Annotated in this window: 21 protein-coding genes; 9 read left to right on the top strand and 12 right to left on the bottom strand. The window is 42.2% G+C overall.

Annotation, left to right across the window (positions count from 1 at the left end; translation table 11 throughout):
- Positions 1-17 precede the first annotated feature (17 nt).
- Both NSQ11_RS17505 and NSQ11_RS17500 read left to right on the top strand, forming a co-directional pair.
- Positions 18-2,294, top strand: a complete 2,277-nt coding sequence (locus NSQ11_RS17505; protein ID WP_213407058.1) for a glycosyltransferase — start codon at positions 18-20, stop codon at positions 2,292-2,294.
- Positions 2,291-2,524, top strand: coding sequence for a DUF5970 family protein (locus NSQ11_RS17500; RefSeq protein ID WP_008343557.1), 234 nt, complete (start codon positions 2,291-2,293; stop codon positions 2,522-2,524). The genes NSQ11_RS17505 and NSQ11_RS17500 overlap by 4 nt, the downstream gene beginning before the upstream one ends.
- Positions 2,525-2,559: 35 nt before the next feature.
- On the opposite strand, the gene NSQ11_RS17495 is transcribed toward NSQ11_RS17500, so the two are convergent.
- The gene (locus NSQ11_RS17495) at positions 2,560-3,360 is read right to left on the bottom strand and encodes an RsfA family transcriptional regulator (protein WP_046526748.1); all 801 of its coding nucleotides are present in this window, start codon (positions 3,358-3,360) and stop codon (positions 2,560-2,562) included.
- Between the two features lie 242 nt (positions 3,361-3,602).
- On the opposite strand from NSQ11_RS17495, the gene NSQ11_RS17490 reads away from it, so the two are divergent.
- The 3 genes from NSQ11_RS17490 (at position 3,603) to NSQ11_RS17480 (ending at position 5,827) form a co-directional block, all read left to right on the top strand.
- On the top strand, positions 3,603-3,824 hold the full coding sequence (locus NSQ11_RS17490) for a DUF1450 domain-containing protein (protein ID WP_003215259.1): 222 nt from the start codon (positions 3,603-3,605) through the stop codon (positions 3,822-3,824).
- 170 nt (positions 3,825-3,994) lie between these two features.
- Positions 3,995-5,296 (top strand): HD domain-containing protein, encoded by a 1,302-nt coding sequence (locus NSQ11_RS17485; protein ID WP_007497716.1) that lies wholly within the window; start codon positions 3,995-3,997, stop codon positions 5,294-5,296.
- A gap of 30 nt (positions 5,297-5,326) precedes the next feature.
- Positions 5,327-5,827 carry a YwgA family protein gene (locus NSQ11_RS17480; protein WP_007497715.1) on the top strand — a complete coding sequence of 167 codons (501 nt, stop codon included), beginning with the start codon at positions 5,327-5,329 and terminating at the stop codon, positions 5,825-5,827.
- Between the two features lie 104 nt (positions 5,828-5,931).
- Here NSQ11_RS17480 and NSQ11_RS17475 read toward each other — a convergent pair whose 3' ends face one another.
- From NSQ11_RS17475 to ssuE, 8 genes are read right to left on the bottom strand one after another with little or no spacing between them, the layout of a single operon-like run.
- A complete protein-coding gene (locus NSQ11_RS17475) occupies positions 5,932-6,675 on the bottom strand; it encodes an amino acid ABC transporter ATP-binding protein (RefSeq protein ID WP_255835679.1) in 744 nt (247 codons plus the stop codon).
- The gene (locus NSQ11_RS17470) at positions 6,672-7,382 is read right to left on the bottom strand and encodes an ABC transporter permease subunit (protein ID WP_008343549.1); all 711 of its coding nucleotides are present in this window, start codon (positions 7,380-7,382) and stop codon (positions 6,672-6,674) included. Before NSQ11_RS17470 ends, NSQ11_RS17475 begins: the two co-directional genes overlap by 4 nt.
- A gap of 16 nt (positions 7,383-7,398) precedes the next feature.
- Positions 7,399-8,241: a transporter substrate-binding domain-containing protein gene (locus NSQ11_RS17465; RefSeq protein WP_008343547.1), complete on the bottom strand. Its 843-nt coding sequence runs from the start codon at positions 8,239-8,241 to the stop codon at positions 7,399-7,401.
- Between the two features lie 17 nt (positions 8,242-8,258).
- Positions 8,259-9,020, bottom strand: a complete 762-nt coding sequence (locus tag NSQ11_RS17460; RefSeq protein WP_008343545.1) for an amino acid ABC transporter permease — start codon at positions 9,018-9,020, stop codon at positions 8,259-8,261.
- A gap of 13 nt (positions 9,021-9,033) precedes the next feature.
- On the bottom strand, positions 9,034-9,597 hold the full coding sequence (locus NSQ11_RS17455) for a GNAT family N-acetyltransferase (RefSeq protein ID WP_008343543.1): 564 nt from the start codon (positions 9,595-9,597) through the stop codon (positions 9,034-9,036).
- 34 nt (positions 9,598-9,631) lie between these two features.
- The gene (locus NSQ11_RS17450; protein ID WP_098680525.1) at positions 9,632-9,886 is read right to left on the bottom strand and encodes a glutaredoxin family protein; all 255 of its coding nucleotides are present in this window, start codon (positions 9,884-9,886) and stop codon (positions 9,632-9,634) included.
- Entirely contained in the window at positions 9,886-10,911 is a 1,026-nt protein-coding gene (locus NSQ11_RS17445) for an LLM class flavin-dependent oxidoreductase (protein WP_335358060.1), read from the bottom strand. Before NSQ11_RS17445 ends, NSQ11_RS17450 begins: the two co-directional genes overlap by 1 nt.
- Entirely contained in the window at positions 10,895-11,446 is a 552-nt protein-coding gene (gene ssuE / locus NSQ11_RS17440; RefSeq protein WP_008343538.1) for an NADPH-dependent FMN reductase, read from the bottom strand. Before ssuE ends, NSQ11_RS17445 begins: the two co-directional genes overlap by 17 nt.
- 150 nt (positions 11,447-11,596) lie before the next feature.
- Between ssuE and NSQ11_RS17435 the strand changes: the two genes are divergently transcribed.
- The gene (locus tag NSQ11_RS17435; RefSeq protein WP_342501178.1) at positions 11,597-12,481 is read left to right on the top strand and encodes a LysR family transcriptional regulator; all 885 of its coding nucleotides are present in this window, start codon (positions 11,597-11,599) and stop codon (positions 12,479-12,481) included.
- 39 nt (positions 12,482-12,520) lie between these two features.
- On the opposite strand, the gene NSQ11_RS17430 is transcribed toward NSQ11_RS17435, so the two are convergent.
- Positions 12,521-13,849 (bottom strand): LLM class flavin-dependent oxidoreductase, encoded by a 1,329-nt coding sequence (locus NSQ11_RS17430; RefSeq protein WP_025208149.1) that lies wholly within the window; start codon positions 13,847-13,849, stop codon positions 12,521-12,523.
- Between the two features lie 374 nt (positions 13,850-14,223).
- Here NSQ11_RS17430 and NSQ11_RS17425 point away from each other — a divergent pair, with 374 nt between their 5' ends.
- Positions 14,224-15,036 (top strand): zinc-dependent metalloprotease, encoded by an 813-nt coding sequence (locus NSQ11_RS17425; protein WP_017368236.1) that lies wholly within the window; start codon positions 14,224-14,226, stop codon positions 15,034-15,036.
- A gap of 52 nt (positions 15,037-15,088) precedes the next feature.
- Here NSQ11_RS17425 and NSQ11_RS17420 read toward each other — a convergent pair whose 3' ends face one another.
- Positions 15,089-15,274: a 2-hydroxymuconate tautomerase gene (locus NSQ11_RS17420; protein ID WP_008343530.1), complete on the bottom strand. Its 186-nt coding sequence runs from the start codon at positions 15,272-15,274 to the stop codon at positions 15,089-15,091.
- A gap of 113 nt (positions 15,275-15,387) precedes the next feature.
- Here NSQ11_RS17420 and NSQ11_RS17415 point away from each other — a divergent pair, with 113 nt between their 5' ends.
- Together NSQ11_RS17415 and NSQ11_RS17410 are read left to right on the top strand one after the other, a co-directional pair.
- Positions 15,388-16,044: a site-2 protease family protein gene (locus tag NSQ11_RS17415; RefSeq protein ID WP_227820613.1), complete on the top strand. Its 657-nt coding sequence runs from the start codon at positions 15,388-15,390 to the stop codon at positions 16,042-16,044.
- Positions 16,045-16,056: 12 nt separating this feature from the next.
- Positions 16,057-16,575, top strand: a complete 519-nt coding sequence (locus NSQ11_RS17410) for a YwhD family protein (protein WP_046526740.1) — start codon at positions 16,057-16,059, stop codon at positions 16,573-16,575.
- A gap of 125 nt (positions 16,576-16,700) precedes the next feature.
- On the opposite strand, the gene NSQ11_RS17405 is transcribed toward NSQ11_RS17410, so the two are convergent.
- Positions 16,701-18,770 carry a transglycosylase domain-containing protein gene (locus tag NSQ11_RS17405; protein ID WP_171465870.1) on the bottom strand — a complete coding sequence of 690 codons (2,070 nt, stop codon included), beginning with the start codon at positions 18,768-18,770 and terminating at the stop codon, positions 16,701-16,703.
- Positions 18,771-18,901: the final 131 nt, after the last annotated feature.

The following is an 18,901-nucleotide window of genomic DNA, read 5'->3' as shown; positions in this document are numbered from 1 at the left end:
GAAAGAAGGAAAATGTTTTGTCATTCATCACCACGTATTACCCGCTGTTTATGCTTTGTATTTTGTCTCTGTTGTATATGATATATCGTATCCAGCCAATGGCCTCTACTGTGAAAAAAGTCATCATTGTGCTATGTGTGTTAACAAATGCTGCCTATATTTGCTGGCGCCTCTTCTTTACATTGCCGCATGAAGGTACTTTTAATGTTGTCATGGGCATTTTGCTTGTTGCCTGTGAATGCATTGGGTTTATCCAGTTGCTTGTGTTTTATACACTGGTTTGGAAGCCTTCAAATCGGAAACAAGTCATGATTAGTGATCTTGACAGGCTGCCAACAGTTGATATTTTCATAGCTACATATAATGAACCAATTGAGGTGCTGAAACGTACTGTTGCAGGTTGTTTGAATCTCTCTTATCCGAAGGAAAGCGTTCAAATTTATTTATGTGATGATGGCAATAGGGAAGCAGTAGAGCAGCTTGCTTCTGAGTTTGGTGTTCATTATCTGACAAGAACAGATAACAGATTTGCTAAGGCAGGTAATTTAAATCATGCGATGTCTCAAACGGATGGAGAGCTGATTCTGACACTTGATGCAGATATGGTCCCTCTTCCTTCATTTTTAGAAAAAACAGTGCCCTATTTTCATGATGGGGCAACTGCGTTTGTTCAAGTTCCACAGGCGTTTTATAACGAAGATCCTTTCCAATATAATATGTTCTCGAAAGATCGAATTCCAAATGAGCAGGACTTCTTCATGCAAACTCTCCAAGCTGGTAAGGATCGGTTTAATGCCGTCATGTATGTTGGGAGTAATACGGTATTTAGAAGAACGGCATTAGATGAAATTGGCGGATTTGCTACAGGAGTAATTACAGAAGACATGGCAACAGGAATGCTTCTTCAGGGGAAATTCAAATCTGTGTCTGTCGGAGAAGTATTAGCCGTCGGTCTGGCACCTGAAAGCTGGCTTGATCTGTTAAAGCAGAGAGATCGCTGGTCGAGAGGGAACATTCAGTGTGCCCGTAAGTTTAATCCATTGAAGGTTCGCGGCTTAACGCTGATGCAGCGTGTTCTTTATTTAGATGGCATTGTGTATTGGTTTAACGGTTTGTTTAAAATGATTTATATTCTCACACCGATTTTGTTTTTATTGTTTGGTATTCAAAGTTTCTGGGCAGATTTCCAGTCCGTTTTCATGTTTTGGCTGCCGGCGTTCTTTAGCTCGTATTTAGCATTTAAACTTGTGTCGAATCAAAAAAGAAGTATGTTTTGGAGTCATATTTATGAAAGTTCAATGGCATTCCACTTAGCTGGTGTGGCACTCAGTGAACTGTTCTTGAAGAAACGTGTTGAATTTCTGGTGACACCGAAGGGAATTCAAACGGACAAAAGGCATTTTCATTTGAAAACGATGATTCCCCATCTGATCTTCTTGCTGCTCTCATTGCTTGCCCTTGTGAAAATAGGTTACGATGTGAAGGTAAATGGGACGATGAACGCTGATCTTATGTTGATTAATATTTTTTGGGTGCTTTATAACGGTGCAGGCTTATTCATGGCACTGCTTGTGGCGTTTGATCGACCGCGTTATCGGAAATCAGAGCGATTTGTCATTGAAAAAGAGGGGCATCTTCGTTCTGATCATCAAGATCAGTCGATAGCTTGTTTTCTACTAGATATGAGTGATTCAGGTGCGCGTCTGTCCATTCCATTGGACCAAGCGTCTTCTCTTTATCAAGGACAAACGCAATTATTTTTTTCAGAGAATGAAAGCGTGTCGTGTGACGTGGTTTGGAGCTATCCAGAGGGAGACAAGCTGATGGTTGGTGTTGCTTTTACTGACACAAAAAAATCAGAGTATTTATCACTGATCCGTTTCTTATTCACACGAGAGCATGTAGCGGTGACGGATCGTGAGAAAAAATCTCATGCTGTTCGCACGTTTCTCCGCTTTTTAAGAGAAACGGAGAAGGTACCAAAGGCTCTGCGGCGCAAATGGATGAGAAGGCCATTGCAAGGTGTGACAGGCACGATCGCCTATGAGGACCGACTAGAAGAGAAGGTGCCGGTGATCATACATGATATCAGTTTATCTGGGTGCAAAATTGAGTTTGAAGATTCAATTGAATTAAATGGGCAAGTGCTGATCACCATTGACACAGAATCTCTAACGGATCAGCCGGCGATTGCGATTTGGACATCACAAAAACGCAGACGTACAATGGCCGGACTCAAGTTTGTTCAGCCTGAAATCAAGCAGATAGAAGAAAGAGAGGGAGTGGTTTCTTGAAATCCAAAAATGGCGGTTACCTCTATTTACTATGGCTTCCTGTCATCATAGGAGCCGGTTACGGCATTTCGCTTTTCGTGCCGTTTCTTCAGCCTGTACTGACGCTTGGTATCGCAGGGCTTTATATTTTTATCTTTGGTGATTTTCAGGTGAGGCAAGTTAGGTATATTTTTATGTTCGTCTTCTTGATCAATGTCCTTTTTAGCGTGATGCTATTTTTGGATATTTAAAAAAGTGCTTCCCGCAGGTGGGGAGCACTTTTTGGTTATTCTGCCATTTTTTCAAGGTTGCCGTTCCGGTCCATTTTAAAGGTTGGTGCGGCACTGTCGTCCTCTTCAAACAAAACTAGTTTTCTTGCACGGTTCATGATTTTGACGAGTGTTTCATAATCTTCTTGAATGGTGAGCTGATCCTTTTCAAGCTTTTTCACTTCAGCTTCTAGCTGCGACACTTTATGTGAAAGTTCATTGTTTTCTTGTTTTAACCGGCTGTTTTCCATCCGTAAGGCAGCTGATTGCTGTCCATCGCCTTCATAGCGGCGTAAGAAATCAATGATATCCTCAATGGTTAACTCTTGGCGCTGCCCAAATGGATTGGCTTCTAGCTTTTTCTCTGTCACTTGAGAAGCCTGTGACAATAAATGTGATAAACTAGCTAACTCTTCATTGTAGCTTTGATCCACAAACTGAAGCTGTTCGGCTGTTTCGGCTGCAGGTGCAAACGTTTCTTCTTGTGCAGGTTCCAGTTCTTGAGAGAACTCTTCCTGTGTGATCGTTTCTTCAACTTGCGGCTGATAGAGCAAACGTTTTTTCGCAGGTTGCCCATTGCCGAGTGCACGCATGCGTTGTTTACGCTGTTTTTTGGCAAGTGCCAATGCTTTTTCATATTGATGTCTCACGACAGCATTCCATCTAAATCCGCATGCCGCTGAGGTACGGTTTAGCTTGTCTCCCACTTCTTCAAATGCGTTCAGCTGTGTACTGCCCTCTCTGACGTGACGTAAGACGGTTTCTGCCAGAAGGAGATCATTTTCCTCTGACCAAGCATCTTGTCTTTGTTTTGACATGTGTTTAAACCCCCATAAGATTTGATGGTATTAGATTAGCCAAGTTGAAGAAGGTTTATACAAGTTTGCTAAAAGGATAGTGGAAAATACTAGCTTTTATGTGAATACGTCTCTGTGCTGACAATGCGTCTTGCAACTCCAGTCGCTTCGATGTACAATGTTGGGTGGTATATTATTCACTCTTAGTTGTCCAACTGTTTCATATAGAATGAAGTTTCATCATTGAAAGGAAGCGTAAGAACATGGCTAATGAGTTTCGCGTATGTGACGATTGTGATGCGACGAACCTAAAAACGTTATTGCCTCGACTTAAATCGGTTGACCCTGATGCAAAAATTGAGATTGGCTGTCAATCGTATTGCGGTCCAGGACGAAAAAAGGCTTTTGCGTTTGTGAACAATCGCCCATTATCCGCACCAACAGAAGATGAGTTACTCGAAAAGGTTCAAAAAAAAGTCAAATAAATGTCACTGAATGTGTTCAGTCGACCTAAAAAGAGGTCCGTCCCTGTCAGGTCGGGCTTTTTACGTCCGTTCAATCTATGAGAACACATTCGCCAGCAAATTCAAGGATGTTTTCGGGAAAAGTTACCCGATATAATAGAAACACGTCTTAAAAAAAGAGGGACGAAACGATGGCGTATCCAAAAGGGAAATTATCCGAAGAAAAGGTATTTAAAGATCCTGTGCACCGCTATGTTCACGTACGGGATGCATTGATATGGGATTTAATCGGAACGAGAGAGTTCCAGCGCCTTAGACGAATTAAACAGCTAGGCACCACTTATTTAACGTTTCATGGGGCAGAACACAGCCGATTTAATCATTCACTCGGTGTATACGAGATTGTCAGACGAATTGTGGATGATGTGTTTAAAGGAAGACCCGAATGGGATGAAGGGGAGCGTGAGCTTGTACTGAGTGCCGCCCTGCTTCATGACCTTGGACATGGTCCGTTTTCTCATTCCTTTGAAAAGGTCTTTCATTTAGATCATGAATCGTTTACAAGAGATATCATTTTAGGGCAGACGGAAGTCAATGAAGTGCTGCGCCGGGTCAGTGACGATTTTCCAAAGCATGTAGCAGAAGTCATTGCCAAAACGTATCAAAACAAACAGGTGGTCAGTTTGATTTCAAGTCAAATTGATGCCGACCGAATGGATTACTTGCAGCGCGATGCTTACTATACAGGCGTCAGCTATGGTCACTTTGATATGGAACGTATTTTACGCGTGATGCGTCCAAGAGAAGATCAGATTGTGATGAAACAGAGCGGGATGCATGCCGTAGAGGATTATATTATGAGCCGCTATCAAATGTACTGGCAAGTGTATTTCCACCCAGTGACACGCAGTGCGGAAGTCATTTTAACAAAAATCCTCCATCGTGCAAAAGAGCTGCATGAAACGGGATATATTTTTACACATGCCCCGGTTCATTTTTATTCAATTTTTGAAGGAAATGTCACCACAGAGGACTATATTAAGCTGGATGAATCCATTGTCTTATTTTATTTTCAGGCGTGGGAAGATGAAGAAGATCACGTGCTGGCTGATTTGTGCCGCCGTTTTATGAACCGCCGTTTATTCCAATATACAGAGTTTAATCCTAACGAAGAAATGACGAAATATTTCAAGCTGACTGCTTTGTTCAAAGAAGCAGGAATTGATCCTGACTATTATTTAGTGGTCGATTCTTCCTCTGATTTGCCTTATGACTTTTATAGACCGGGCGAAGAAGAAGAGCGGCTGCCGATCCACCTTTTGACGCAAAGTGGTCATATTAAAGAACTGTCGAGACAGTCAGATATTGTTGACGCCATTTCCGGTAAACGAAGAACCGATCATAAACTTTATTTCCCGATGGACTTAATTGTAGATATGTCGGAAAAAGCTGAAGAAAAGAAGGCGATCATGAAGCTGCTTGGATTGGGATAAGGAAGTACTGAAAAAGGAGATGTCGGGAATTTGTTGAAAGAGCATGCAAAGTTGATGAAGGTGTTCTCTGAATCTGGGGAAATCGTTGGACGGAAGAAGCTGCAAAAAATGATTTACATAGCAAAAAAGCTAGATTTGCCTTTTTACGAGAAATACGATTTTCATTTTTATGGCCCCTATTCAGAGGAGTTGACGCTCAGAATTGAAGAGCTGTGCAACCTTGGATTCTTGGACGAAATGAAGGAAAAAAAGGGCGGATACTATCAATATCGTTATTCGCTGACGGACAATGGGAAAGAGTTTCTCGATCAGTGTGAAGTGGACATGCCTGACCTCAAAGTGCTGACGCAGCAGATGAATGAGCAATCGTCTCGTTTTCTAGAGCTTGTCTCAACGATTTTATACTTTGATGATCTGCCAAAAGATGAGGTAAAGGAAAAGGTCTTCACCATTAAAAGCAAGCAGCGCTATACGGACGAAGAATTTGAGGCAGCCCTTGCTTATATTGATCAGTTGAAGGAATTGAACTAACGACAAGAACCAGTTTGTGATAGCCAATGGCTAGAACAGACTGGTTTTTATTTTGTACGCATATAGAAACAGAAACAAGTCGACCTCATGGATTGACTTGTTTTTTAGGAATGATGATAAGAAAATCTTGCTAAAAATTGTTTTGTCCGTTCTTCTTTCGTCTGTTCAAAGACTTCTTCTGGTGTGCCTGCTTCGACAATCACACCATCTTCCATGAAAATGACCCTGTCGGCAATATCATAGGCAAAGCTCATCTCATGCGTGACGATGATCATGGTGACGCCTGTTTGTGCCACTTGTTTAATGACGTCAAGTGTTTCACCTACAAGCTCGGGATCTAAAGCGGAGGTCGGTTCATCAAACAAAATGACCTCCGGATTCAATGCAAGTGCTCTTGCAATGCCTACTCGCTGCTGCTGTCCGCCAGATAATTGATGCGGATAGGCATCTTTTTTCTCTAGTAATCCTACTTTTTTGAGCAATTGGAGTGCTGTGTCATAGGCTTGGTCTTTCGGTTGTTTACGGGCAATGACTAAGCCTTCCATGACATTCTCAAGTGCTGTTTTATGAATAAACAGGTCGTATTGCTGAAAGACCATGGCTGTTTTTCTGCGAATTGCTAGAATGTCTTTCGGTTTTGCTTGATTGAATGTGACAGTGGTCTGATCAATGCTGATTTCACCTTGATCCGCACGCTCAAGAAAATTTAAGCATCTGAGAAATGTTGATTTCCCAGAGCCGCTCGGACCTAAAATGACAACGACTTCGCCTTTTTCTACCGTTAAATCAATTCCCTTTAGAATCTGGTTTTGACCGAATGCTTTATGCACTTGTTTGATGTGAATCATGCGAACCGCCCCCTTTTACTTTTGTGTACATATTTCTCATATCCAGCAGTGATGGCTTCAATAGAGGCACACAAAGCCCAGTAAATAAGGGCAACAGCAATGTATGCTTCAAGATAACGATAGTTCACATTGGCTTTAATTAAAGCACCGTTTAAAATATCGACCACAGATACCATAGAGACGAGAGAAGAGGCTTTGATTAAACTGATGAGCATGTTGTTCAGTAAAGGAAGAGAGATGGGAAAGACTTGTGGAATGATCACTCTTCGCAACACCTGCCTGCCTGTGAAACCAACGGATAGAGCGGCATCAAATTGACCCTTTGGGATGGACGCAAGAGAGCTTCGAAATATCTCTGATAACCCGCTGACGGCATATAAAGAAAGGGCGAAAATGGCAATCCATCGTCTATCTAAATCGCTAAAACGGATGGGCAACGAAAGAGATGCAGCCAATTGATCGAGCGAATCGGAAAAAATAAGATAAGATACGAGCAAGATTAATACAACAGGAATGGCTTTAAAAATCGCCACAAACCATTTGAACAATGGAGACAATACAGGCACTTGATAAAAACGGATAAGGGCAATACCAAAGCCAAAGATGGAGCCGAATACTAGCGGAAGAAAGCCTAATAGCAGCGTCGTTGGCAAATAATGAAGTGCGGCTACAAAGGCCTGAAACATAAAAGCAACGTCAAAATCCACTCAGATCGCTCCTTTCTTATGATGTAGTAAAGTCTCCGCCCAATATTTTTTTAGACAATTCAGCGAGCTTGCCGTTATCAATCAGTTTTTGCAGGGCTTGATCAATGTCCTTTTGAAGTTTCGTATTGTTTTTTTGGTATAAATAATACGTTTTAGATACGTTTACAGGCTTTCCGGATGTCACAAGATGAGCATTGAACTGTTTGTTTAGCTTATTGACGTCATACTTTGTGAGTAAGGCAGCATCGACCGTGCCATTCTGCAGGTTTTTGACTAAAATTTCGTTCCCGCCATCCCCGTAGACAATGTCAATTTTCCGATCATGCTTTGCGTTATATTGCTCTAGAAGATAAGCGAAATTACTTCCTGTAGAGGTGTGCACTTTGTGTCCAGCTAAATCGTCCAGGCTTTGAAAGTCATGACCGGATGCTTTATTTACCACCACATAGCTTGTATAATCTGTGTAGCCAACTTTTCCAAATAGATATTTCTTCTGACGCTCGTCATTGATTTCATATTGGTGTGCAGCGAGATCAACTTTACCGGCATCTAAAGCAGGCAGAATATTTTTAAACTCAAAGGATTCATATTTAAACTTATATTGTGGTAGCAGCTGATCCACTTCATCTAATACAGCCTTCTCGTAGCCTGTTAATTTGCCGTTTTCATCTAAGTAAACGAAGGGTTGATAGGCGTTCCCTGTCCCAATGACGATTTCTTTTGCATCCGGGTCATTATTGTTTGCTTCTGCTTTGATTTCATCCGATTGCTCATTATTTCCGCAGGCGGCAAGGAGCAATGAACCAAGTAGAAGCAGGCCGATGATGTAATGATTACTGAATATTCTGTTATTTTTCATGTGAATTCCTCCTCAGTTTATTTTGCACGTTTTTCTACAGTAAAGGCCGCTTCGGCTCTTTTTAAGGGAAGCAATGCCGTCTGACGCTGTTTTTTTGTTTTCGGTGTATTGATCCGTTTTTCCAATAGGTCAAATGATTTTTCTAACACCATACTTAAAATGATAAATATAACGGCAGCAATAAAGTATCCTTCTAATACGCGATAGTATAAAGCCCCTAATGTTTGAACCTTTCCGATCATGTCCATCACACCTAATGTAAAGGCGAGGGAGGTATTTTGTAATAAGTTGACAATGGCCACGCCGATATTAGGAAGGGCGATTCTCCCTGCTTGAGGGATAAGCGTTCTTCTATAAATCTGCCATTTCGTCAGTCCAATCGAGGCGGCCGCTTCATATTGAGATGCTGGGACACTCGATAGGGCAGATCGGAATATTTCTGAAAAATACCCAGCTGTATTGAGTCCATATGTAATATACAGAAAGATCAATTTGTTCCACATGGAGATATCAAGCCCAATTGTTGCAAGCACACCAGGCAGGCCATAAAACACAATAAACATTTGAACAAGGATAGGTGTTCCGCGAATAAATGAGACATAAATTGCACTGAGCTGATGCAGGATGGGAATACGCTCAATTCGAAAATAAGCAAGAATGAATCCAAGAAAACTGCCAATCAAAGTGGCAAATAAAACGATCAGTAAGGTTGTTGGAAGGGCTGACAATACTTTAGGGAAGAGTGTGACGACATACTCCCATTTGAAAAACTCCCCCATGTTGAATCACCTCCTATGTTGAAGTCGTTTGGACTTTTTCTTCTGAGGGCGGTGCGCCTAATATGGCGGCATCGAACCGTTCAGGGATGAGGACTTTATACATTAATACACCTAAGTCGCCATTATCGGCTTCACGTTCAATATATGCTGTATAGCCTTTTCGTTCGTACATCTCTAGAAGCCAGGGGTGTTTCCGGCCAGAAGTACCCAGTGTGTATGCTGGTGCTTTAAATGTCTGCCGAAGCAAGGTGTTTTCTACATAATCGAGCAGCTTATTTCCAATCCCTTGACCGGCTAAATCAGGAGCTGTGGCAAACCACCAAACAAATGGATAGCCTGAAACCGGTTGAGTGCTCTCCCATGGAAAACGTATGGTGATGGTTGATATGAGACGCCCGTCTCGTTCTAACACAACAGCAACAGATTGTTTGATGTTTTCTGTGACCATTTCAAGTGTGGCGTTCGTGGATGGCCAATCAATGCCCATTTCTCCAAGCGGTTTAAATGCACTGGACAGCAATTCTAGAAAAGCCGGTGCATCTTCTTCGGTAGCGATGCGAAAAATATCTCGACTCATGACAAACCTCCAATCAAAAGGGTAGTGTGTAATGTCAGCTCAACGCTTTTCGTAAAGCATCGATATCTGGATTCAGCAATGCTTGATACACGTGGGGATCACGGCTGATTTCTACTACTGGCACGTAACGGACGCCGTATTTTTCTTCTAAAATATTTCTGTAATGATCATGTTCTGTTACATCAATGGTTGAATAAGTAATGTGCTGTTCGTTGAAATAGGACTGAATGTCCTGACAATAGCTGCATCCTTTTTTGCTCCATAAAATGATTTTTTGATTATTTGACATTAGACGCTCACCTCTTGGTTTATTTGGTTTTTGGCTGTTAGTTCATGATCAAATGCTTCTTTTAATAATGTGATAGACGCTATTCTTGCCTCAATGTCTACAATCGGAGATAGCACAATGAACTCGTTGATCTCATATGTCTCGGCTAGTTCAGTCAGCCGGTGATGAACGGTTTCTTTTGTGCCAGCGGTATAACCGGTTTTTTGAACGTGAATGTTGTAGTGTTCTTTTTTTGTTCCTTTCACCAGCTTTTCTGCATCTTCTAGTGACGTCACATTAAGCTTTCTTCCATCGGAAAAGGAGACCTTTACTGTTTCCTTTTGCTTGATGTACGAGAGGGCTTGTTCATGGTCTTCCGCTACAGATACGGTGATGGCGAGAAGAAATTGCTGGTGCGTGTTCTGTGTCTTGAATTTTTGAAAAGTCTCTCTTGCTTCTTTTAATAATGCGTCATCCCCGTTAATAAAATAGGCAAACACAAAGGATATCCCAAGTTTCGCTGCGAATTCCGCGCTCTCTTTACTGCCGCCTAGAAGGAACATGTCGGGTGATACGCTAGGAATTGGCTGAGCATTTAACTCATTTGCTTGTTCAGTAAGATACGTTTTGAGATCCACTAATTTTTGAGAAAAGTCTTTCCGTGACGCTTGATAATCTTCCTGAAGCGCTTGTGTCGAGAGGTTCAACCCTCCCGGTGCTTTCCCAACGCCTAAATCGACTCTGCCAGGCGCTAGTGATGCCAGTACATGAAATGTTTCAGCCACCTTAAACGGGCTGTAATGCTGAAGCATGACACCGCCAGACCCAATTCGCAAATGGTTCGTTTTTGCTAAAAGATAACCGGCGAGGGCTTCAGGGGATGATCCTGCCACTTGAGAATTATTGTGATGTTCAGACACCCAAAACCTGTGATAACCAAGCTGATCTGCTGCTTCAGCCAATCTGACAGTATGCTGAATACCGGTCTCTGCTTTCTCGTTTTCACTGACGAGGCTTTGATCAAGAATACTAAGGGTGAGCGACATTGGCTGTTCCTCCTATTAGACTTTGATATTGAGATAGTGCGAGGTTTAATCTGTTTGTGGCATCTGGATCAAGCACATAGCTATCTGAATCCTGCTTTGAGACCTGTTGATCGACAACATACACGCCAGATTGAACGACGGTTGCACCGAGTTGATGAATGATCGGTTTAAGTGCATATTCAATGACGAGCAAATGTCCGTATGTTCCTCCTAAAACAAAGGGAAGAACGGGTTTCCCTTGTAACGCTTTCTGGGGGAGTAGATCTAAAAAAGTTTTTAAAATACCGGAAAAAGACGCTTTGTAGACAGGTGTTAACACAATGACACCGTCGCTCTCATTCACAAGCTCAATGGCTTTGACAATGTCTTCGTTTGAAAAATCTGCTCCTATTAAGGCACTGCTAGGAAGCTGGTGGACTTGAATGACATGAACATCAATCCCATGTAACGCCAAACGATGATGGATGTGTTGCAGGACACCGGTTAACCGAGATTGGACGGAATGCCCGCCTGCTATAATCGTTACTTTTGCCAATTCGTCTCCTCCATTTCTGATAATTCCTTCTAAACAACTTGGAATAGTTGATAATATAAATTATAATAAGGCAAACCAATAGAAAAGTATAATTAGTAATCATAAATACACGATTCAGATATTTAAAATACAGGGAGAAGAGGGGTTTTCATGGAGATTCGAGCGATACGCACCTTTGCCACGATCTTGAAATACGGAAATTTTTTAAAAGCAGCAGAAGCGCTGAATTATTCTCAGCCAACCATCACTTTGCACATCAAACATTTAGAAGAGGAAATTGGAGAGAAGCTTCTAGAAAGAGGGAAGACCTTAAAGTTAACAGCATCAGGACAGCTTTTTTATGAAAGAGCCAATTCTTTACTCAATGAATATGAGAAATTGACGAAAACACTCCAAGATTTAGAAGTGGGCATTGCGGGGTTCATTCGCATCGGTGTTTCTGAGCCTACAGCCAGCTTAGAATTTCCTGCACTTATTGCAGAATTCAAGGAAAGGTTTCCTAATGTAGAATTTTCTGTGCAAGTAGCGGATGCGAATACGTTGAGTTCCTTACTTTCTCATGATGAGATTGATTTTGCGATTTGCGGAGCACCAGAAGCTTCGATGGAGAATAGCTATAAGCCTCTTTTTCAAGATGATATCGTGCTGCTCGTCCCGTCTTCCCATCGATTAGCGGAAAAAGGGGTAGTGGAGGTGACAGATTTAAAGGATGAGACCATTTTATTCACGCCACACAATTGCCCCATCCGTATTCAAATTGAACAACAAATCGTCGATGTCATTGGGACCAATTACAATAAGTTAGAGATTACGAGCAGCATGTCCCATAAACATTATGTTCAGGCTGGATTAGGTGTCTCTCTTTTTACACGAACTGCTCATTCCTTTACCCTTCCAGGCACCAAGGTATTAGAAATAAAGGGCATTCATGTTTCCCCGCCAGTTGGTCTATTGAGGAAAACAAATGATTCGCCAGGAAGAGCCGTACTTCAATTCATTGATCTCATCGAAAATCGACTTCATCAACCAACATGAAAAGAGGGGTAGCCTTTGAGCTAACCCCTCTTTTCATGTTTATTTCACGGTTTGTTTAAGAAACTGATTTTTCTTAATAGGCAGACCCAAATTTTCACGAAGGGTATGAGCTGGATAATTCGGGTCGTAATATCCTCTTTCTACTAATATCGGAATGACGTGTTCCGTCCATTCAGATAAACCGCTTGCTAGAATAGGCGCGCCAAAAATAAATCCATCTGCGGCATCTTCTTCGATCCATTGGATCAGCTGGTCTGCCACTTGTTCATAAGTTCCGAAAAAAGCACTTTTGGGAGTGGTCACTCGTAGAGCGACTTCTCTTAAGGTCAAGTTTTGTTCTTTCGCCATTTTTTTAATCGATTCTGTTGTGGATTGAAAGCTGTTTGAACCGGCATCACCGATATCAGGAAATGGCTCATCAAGTGGAAATTGACTGAAGTCCAAGTGATCAAAGAACCTGCCCAGGTAATGAAGGGCTTCTTCAATAGAAACCAGATGTTGAATGGCTTCATATTTTTCTTCTGCTTCTTCGACTGTTCTCCCTGTAATCGGGTGGATGCCAGGGAAAATTTTGATATCAGCTGGATTTCTGCCCAGCGCTGCGGCTCTATTTTTCACGTCGCGGTAATATGCTTTCGCCTTCTCAAGTGAGTCTGCATTCGTAAATACTGCGTCCGCTTCTTTTGCGGCTAGATCCTTTCCTGCCTCTGACGCACCTGCCTGAAAAATCACGGGCTGACCTTGTTCAGATCGTTCGATATTCAAAGGACCTTTGACAGAAAAGTGTTTGCCATGATGGTTTAATGTGTGCAGTTTATCCCGATCGAAGAAAACCCCTGTTGATCGATCTCTTATAAAAGCATCTTCTTCCCATGAGCTCCATAGGCCGTTCACTACTTTTAAGTATTCTTCTGCAATTTCATATCGAAGTGAATGGCTTGGATGCGGACGAATGATGTGATTTTCAGCAGAGCCTTCAAGTGGGGAAGTCACAACATTCCATCCGGCCCGGCCTTTACTTAATTTATCTAGGGATGCGAATTGCCGTGCAATGGTAAAGGGCTCACTGTAAGAAGTGGATACGGTGCCCACAAGTCCAATCTGTTTCGTGACCGCTGCAAGAGCGGATAAGATGGTTAATGGTTCAAATCGGTTCAAGAAATGAGGAATTGAATGTTCATGAATATATAAGCCATCTGCGACAAAGACAAAACGGAAACCCGCTGCTTCTGCCTTTTTTGTCATTGCTTGATAATAATCAATGTTCACACTTGCATCTGCTGGAACGGATTCATCCTTCCATGCATTCATATGACCTCCTGGACCATGTAACATTAATCCAAATTGTATGTGCTTTTTTTCAGACATGTGGATCGTCCCTTCTGTTTTGAAGTAGCATTGTTTTTATGTTCTTCATCATAAGGGAGAATCGCAAAGAAGTATAATTCGTATCAGTAAAGTCTGACTTTATCTTTTCTAATATCAATTTTTTCTCCCTTATATGATGTGGCTGGGTCTATGACATCATTTTAGAAAAAGGCGGATGATTACTATGTAAATGACCCAGACCAAAAGTTCTGTTTTTTGATGAAATGTGTGTCAAAATATCCGAAAAATTAGTGAAAATGACATGATTCGACTTTCTTCCTGTATATCAAATTCCCTGTTTTTGACTGAATAGAAGGAAAATGGTGAATTTTCAGTGAATATATAACCTTGTGAAAAACAAAGGAGGGATAGGAATGAAAAAGCGTTCAGTCTTTTTGTCATTTTTATTGGTAGGTAGTTTGTTACCGGGGGTAAGTTCAGCTTCAGCACCAGTTGCAAGTGCAGGTCATGGGCATGATCATGGTCATGCGCCGTTCGAAACACATATTAGTGAAGGGTTGCCAAAGGCAAACGATTTTAAAGATTTGACGAAGGCACCTCCTATTGAAAGAGATGTGACAACAAAAATTTTAGACGAGTCTGGTAAACAGGTAGGGTCTAGAACCTTTAAAGCAAATACAGGAGATTCGATTTCAACAAAAGCTAGTACAGGCAGTCAGAAAGTGACCGTCTACGCAGTAGCTGATGCGCAGTATCGTGCGAAATATAGTGATTGGCAGACACGCATTGTCAGCATCATTGAGCAAGCGGATGTGACATTTAACCGTGATCATGATGTGGACTTTGTTGTACAAGCCGTAGGGTCTTGGACGTCTTCAGGATCAAATTCATCACAAATTTTGTCCAACCTTCAGCGCAGCTTTGATGGCAGAGGATACGATTTTGTCACAGGATTTACAGCAAATCCAAACTTTGATGCTGGCGGAATCGCTTATGTTTACAATAGTGCACCGAGCGGAAGTGCATTCAGTGTCAACCTTGATCAAGGAACAGCGAATACAGCAAAAGCGGCTACACATGAATATGGCCATAACTTTGGTTTGCCGCATGACCCTCAAGGCAGCGGAATTGTCTGCTTAATGAATTATGATTATTCTTACACTGTCGATTACTTCGATGCGGCTCATAAAAATCAAGTGAACCGTAATAAAGCTTGGTACAGATAAGGTAAGAGACAAAAGGACAAACACCGAAAAAGTGTTTGTCCTTTTTATATGCTTACAGGTCGCTCATTCGCTTTCCTGCTACAGCATAATGTTCTTTTTTCATTTCTTCAATAATGACAGAGACTTTTTCTGCACCTGCGCCTGTTGTTTCAACAACGGCATCTGTGACTTTCTCCACAAGAGCTCTTTTCTGCTCATCTGTTCTTCCTTCAAGCATTTGAACGGTGATAATTGGCATGGCGAAAACCTCCTTTTTCCTTTCATCCTACGCTTCCCTTTAGTTTAAGGTACTTCTTATAGTATACTGAATGAAGTAAATCATTGTATAGAAAGAAAGAGGGATTCATGCCTTTGGACCAATTTCTTGTTTATCCATTAGAACTGATTCCATATGTCGCCATTACGCTTGTTGTGGCTTTTACGATGCACGAGCTGGCGCATGCATATGTTGCGTATCGTTTTGGAGATCCGACAGCTAAAAATCAAGGCAGACTGACGCTCAATCCATTGAAGCACCTTGATATTTTCGGGACGATCTTGATCTTTGTGGCTGGGTTTGGCTGGGCGAGGCCTGTACCTGTGAATCGGTACCATTTCAAAAACCCGCGCTTAGCAGGAATTTGCGTCTCGATTGCTGGACCATTAAGCAATTTGGTTTTGGCATTTTTGGGCTTTTGTGTGTATGCGCTTCTTCAGAAATTTGGTGGGGAGTCGCTCATTCGCTTTGAGCCGGGGGTCGATTATTTCTTCCAAATCTTTATTAACTTGAACGTGATTTTGTTCCTATTTAACTTATTACCGATCCCGCCGCTGGATGGATATCGTATTATTGAGGATGTTGTCAGTCCCGGCATCCGTGCAAAGATGACGCAGTTTGAACAGTATGGAATCATCATTTTCCTCATCTTCGTCATCACGCCGCTAGGTCAGTTTGTTTTTGTTCCATTGATCGGAATGCGGGATCAAATCATATACTGGTTTAATCTTATTTTGAAGCCGCTGCTTTAGGAGGTTTAATGAATGGAAGGTAAAAAGAAGAAACCAATTGGTTTTAATATCATTAAAAAAACAGATGCAACGGATGGACATGGAGGTTTTGGGGCAGGTGCCCTCAGCCTTGATAATATCTCGCCAGTCATCATTGATGTGGAGGAAAAGGAAGCCGTCATTGATATTGGTGCGATGCATGCAAGAAGTGCCGTCGAAAAAGGAATTAAATTTTTAAAAACCAAAGAAGAGGTGCCTAACGGAAAACCGTATTGGCTCGTATGGGTGACGATTGACCGCAGAGAAGAGGGGCCATATTATGCAGGAGTCACAGCTTGTGAAATGACGGTTGACCGCTCGATCCGCAGAGGATATAAGTCGCTTCCTGAGCATGTGAATTTAATGGATAAATCCATGAAGCGTAAAATCGTTGTCAATCATATGGATGATGGTTCGAAAAAGGTGCTCGCTGATTTCTTGAAGAGTCACAATGAGGCGTTATGGGAAGCATCCACAGATGAATTAAAAGAAGGATTGGCTGTTCCTGAGTAATTGTGAAATTTTTGTGAAGAATGATGAATGGATACCAATTCCAGTCGTTTTTTCAGTAAACTGGTGTTAAAGCTAGGACATGGAGAATCCCGAGATGCAGATCTCGGGGTTTTTCATGTCCATTTTTAACGCTTCAGCCACTTTTCCCACCATTTCTTAGGCTGTTGATCCTGAGCCGTGTCTTGCTCAGATGCTTTGTTCTCGGCACCGTAGCAGACACCGGTCGGCTCCGTTCCTTCTATAAAATAGGTAAATACCTTTGATTCGCATCCTGGGCCTGCGAGATCACCCGTTTTTGGATTGATATATACGCCTTTTACACCGTCTGGCGGCATGAAGGAGGAGGCTGGCTGGTTTGAGAGGGCTGATTCCATAAAGGAAGCCCATATCTTTTTCGCATAGGCGGTTTCTTTGACCGAGTCAATGGTGCGTCCTTTATCGTAGCCGGTCCACACACCTGTGACGAGCTGGGGAGAGAAGCCGATCATCCAGCTGTCAGCGCCTGTCGTCCCTGATTTTCCTCCATAATTTCTGGTAAGATCTTTTGAAATGGTACGTCCTGTGACACTTGTATAGCCATTTAATTGATCATTGAACATCCCTGACATCATGTCAGTGGTGACAAATGCTGCTTTTTCATCTAGTACTTGCTCTCGTTTTTGTTTCTCCTCAAAGAGTACGTTGCCCTTTGCGTCCGTTACTTTCGTAATAAAGGTTGGCTTGACACGTTTTCCTCCATTGACCAGCATCGCGTAAGCATTGGTCATTTCGATTGGTTTGACAGGTGAAGTACCTAGCGCAAGTGAAGGCACTTGATCTAGTTTTTCGTGAATCCCGAACGTTTTGCCTGCACGTACAAGCTGTTCCATTCCTAAAAATAGATGGGTTTTGACCGCATAAATGTTATCAGATAGAGCCAAAGCCTGAAGCATCGTAATACCGTCATTGGCGTAATAGCCATGATAGTTGCTTGGTGAATAAGCGGCGCCCCTTCCTTGCTCATCGAGTTCAAAAACAGTTTCTTCACTGCGCATCACGGTTGCTGGTGTAAACCCATTTTGCAAAGCCATGTAATAGAGAAGTGGTTTCATTGTTGAACCCGGCTGTCTTTTTGCTTGTGTGACCCGATTGAATGGGCTTTTCTCGTAATCTCTCCCGCCTATGAGGGCGAGTACATGCCCTGTTTGGGGATGGATGGCAGCAAAGCCGATTTGGATATCTGATTCAGAATCCATGATGTTGGTTAAAGTCTTTTTAGCGATTTTTTGTAATTCAGGTTGTAAGGTCGTTTCGATATGAAGACCATACGTTTCAATTTGTTCCTCAGTTAAGCCCAGCGTTTGTTTCAGTTCGCGAATCACATCATCATAAAAATACGGGGCCTGCTTTGCTTGCAGCTGCTTTTGTTTGAGCGGGCGATAGGACAGCTTTTCCTTGCTGGCATCAGTAGCCGCTTTTTTCGTAATCATGCCATCCTCTTGCATTTGCCTCAGAATCATATTCTTTCTTGCGCTGGCTTTCTCCTCATTCACATAAGGGGAGTAGAGAGAAGGCCCCTTTGGAATCCCGGCAAGCAAGGCAGACTCAGCTAAAGTTAAGTTCTTCGCTTTTTTTCCAAAGTAAAGGCGGGATGCCGCTTCCACACCGTATGCGCCGTGGCCATAATAAATGGTGTTCAAGTATCCTTCCAATATCTCATCTTTTGTATAGTTTTGTTCTAAGCGGATCGTGTAAAAGGCTTCATTCCACTTCCGCTTCCATGTTTTATCATGATCTAAATATAAATTTCGTGCGTATTGCTGGGTGATCGTGCTGGCGCCTTGTACCTTTGCCATTGCACGAATATCTGCCACCGCAGCACCTGCCATTCGTTTCACATCAAAGCCGTGATGCTGATAAAAGGTTTTATCCTCAACCGCGACCACTGCCTGCTGTATATGAGGAGACATGTCCTTTAACGGAACCCAGTATCTCTTTTCTCCAAAGCTCGATTCGCCAAGTTTAGACCCATCGGCTGCATAAATGGTCGTAGATTGGGGAACTTGAACAGAGGGAGCGCCTTGCCACTTAGCAAGTAAAAGAATCGTCAAAAAGACTGTGCCTGCAAATAGAAAAGCGAGCAAGCCGATAAAAAAACAGGCCCGAATCGTTTTCACGGTCATGCGGATTTTTTTATTACTCATGATTGTGTCCATGCAAAGCCCCCATTTTGACGGTTTTTTATCAGTATGGGACAAAGAAAACCGTTTTAAACAGGTGACTGCAAGGGTGTGCTTTAAAAATGAAGTTATCTCATGCGGTTCTTTACAATTTGATATGAATCCAC

Source organism: Bacillus sp. FSL W7-1582 (assembly GCF_038593325.1).
In the GTDB taxonomy this organism is placed as follows: domain Bacteria; phylum Bacillota; class Bacilli; order Bacillales; family Bacillaceae; genus Bacillus; species Bacillus altitudinis.
The sequence above is the reverse complement of the archived record's forward strand: the minus strand, read 5'-3'. Positions and strand labels throughout refer to the sequence as shown.

Excerpts from the sequence above, each read along its gene's own strand:
- NSQ11_RS17495 (WP_046526748.1), bottom strand. The coding sequence starts at position 3,360 with ATGTCAAAACAAAGACAAGATGCTTGGTCAGAGGAAAATGATCTCCTT.
- NSQ11_RS17490 (WP_003215259.1), top strand. The coding sequence starts at position 3,603 with ATGGCTAATGAGTTTCGCGTATGTGACGATTGTGATGCGACGAACCTA.
- NSQ11_RS17485 (WP_007497716.1), top strand. The coding sequence starts at position 3,995 with ATGGCGTATCCAAAAGGGAAATTATCCGAAGAAAAGGTATTTAAAGAT.
- NSQ11_RS17475 (WP_255835679.1), bottom strand. The coding sequence starts at position 6,675 with ATGATTCACATCAAACAAGTGCATAAAGCATTCGGTCAAAACCAGATT.
- NSQ11_RS17465 (WP_008343547.1), bottom strand. The coding sequence starts at position 8,241 with ATGAAAAATAACAGAATATTCAGTAATCATTACATCATCGGCCTGCTT.
- NSQ11_RS17460 (WP_008343545.1), bottom strand. The coding sequence starts at position 9,020 with ATGGGGGAGTTTTTCAAATGGGAGTATGTCGTCACACTCTTCCCTAAA.
- NSQ11_RS17455 (WP_008343543.1), bottom strand. The coding sequence starts at position 9,597 with ATGAGTCGAGATATTTTTCGCATCGCTACCGAAGAAGATGCACCGGCT.
- NSQ11_RS17450 (WP_098680525.1), bottom strand. The coding sequence starts at position 9,886 with ATGTCAAATAATCAAAAAATCATTTTATGGAGCAAAAAAGGATGCAGC.
- NSQ11_RS17445 (WP_335358060.1), bottom strand. The coding sequence starts at position 10,911 with ATGTCGCTCACCCTTAGTATTCTTGATCAAAGCCTCGTCAGTGAAAAC.
- NSQ11_RS17435 (WP_342501178.1), top strand. The coding sequence starts at position 11,597 with ATGGAGATTCGAGCGATACGCACCTTTGCCACGATCTTGAAATACGGA.
- NSQ11_RS17430 (WP_025208149.1), bottom strand. The coding sequence starts at position 13,849 with ATGTCTGAAAAAAAGCACATACAATTTGGATTAATGTTACATGGTCCA.
- NSQ11_RS17425 (WP_017368236.1), top strand. The coding sequence starts at position 14,224 with ATGAAAAAGCGTTCAGTCTTTTTGTCATTTTTATTGGTAGGTAGTTTG.
- NSQ11_RS17420 (WP_008343530.1), bottom strand. The coding sequence starts at position 15,274 with ATGCCAATTATCACCGTTCAAATGCTTGAAGGAAGAACAGATGAGCAG.
- NSQ11_RS17410 (WP_046526740.1), top strand. The coding sequence starts at position 16,057 with ATGGAAGGTAAAAAGAAGAAACCAATTGGTTTTAATATCATTAAAAAA.
- NSQ11_RS17405 (WP_171465870.1), bottom strand. The coding sequence starts at position 18,770 with ATGGACACAATCATGAGTAATAAAAAAATCCGCATGACCGTGAAAACG.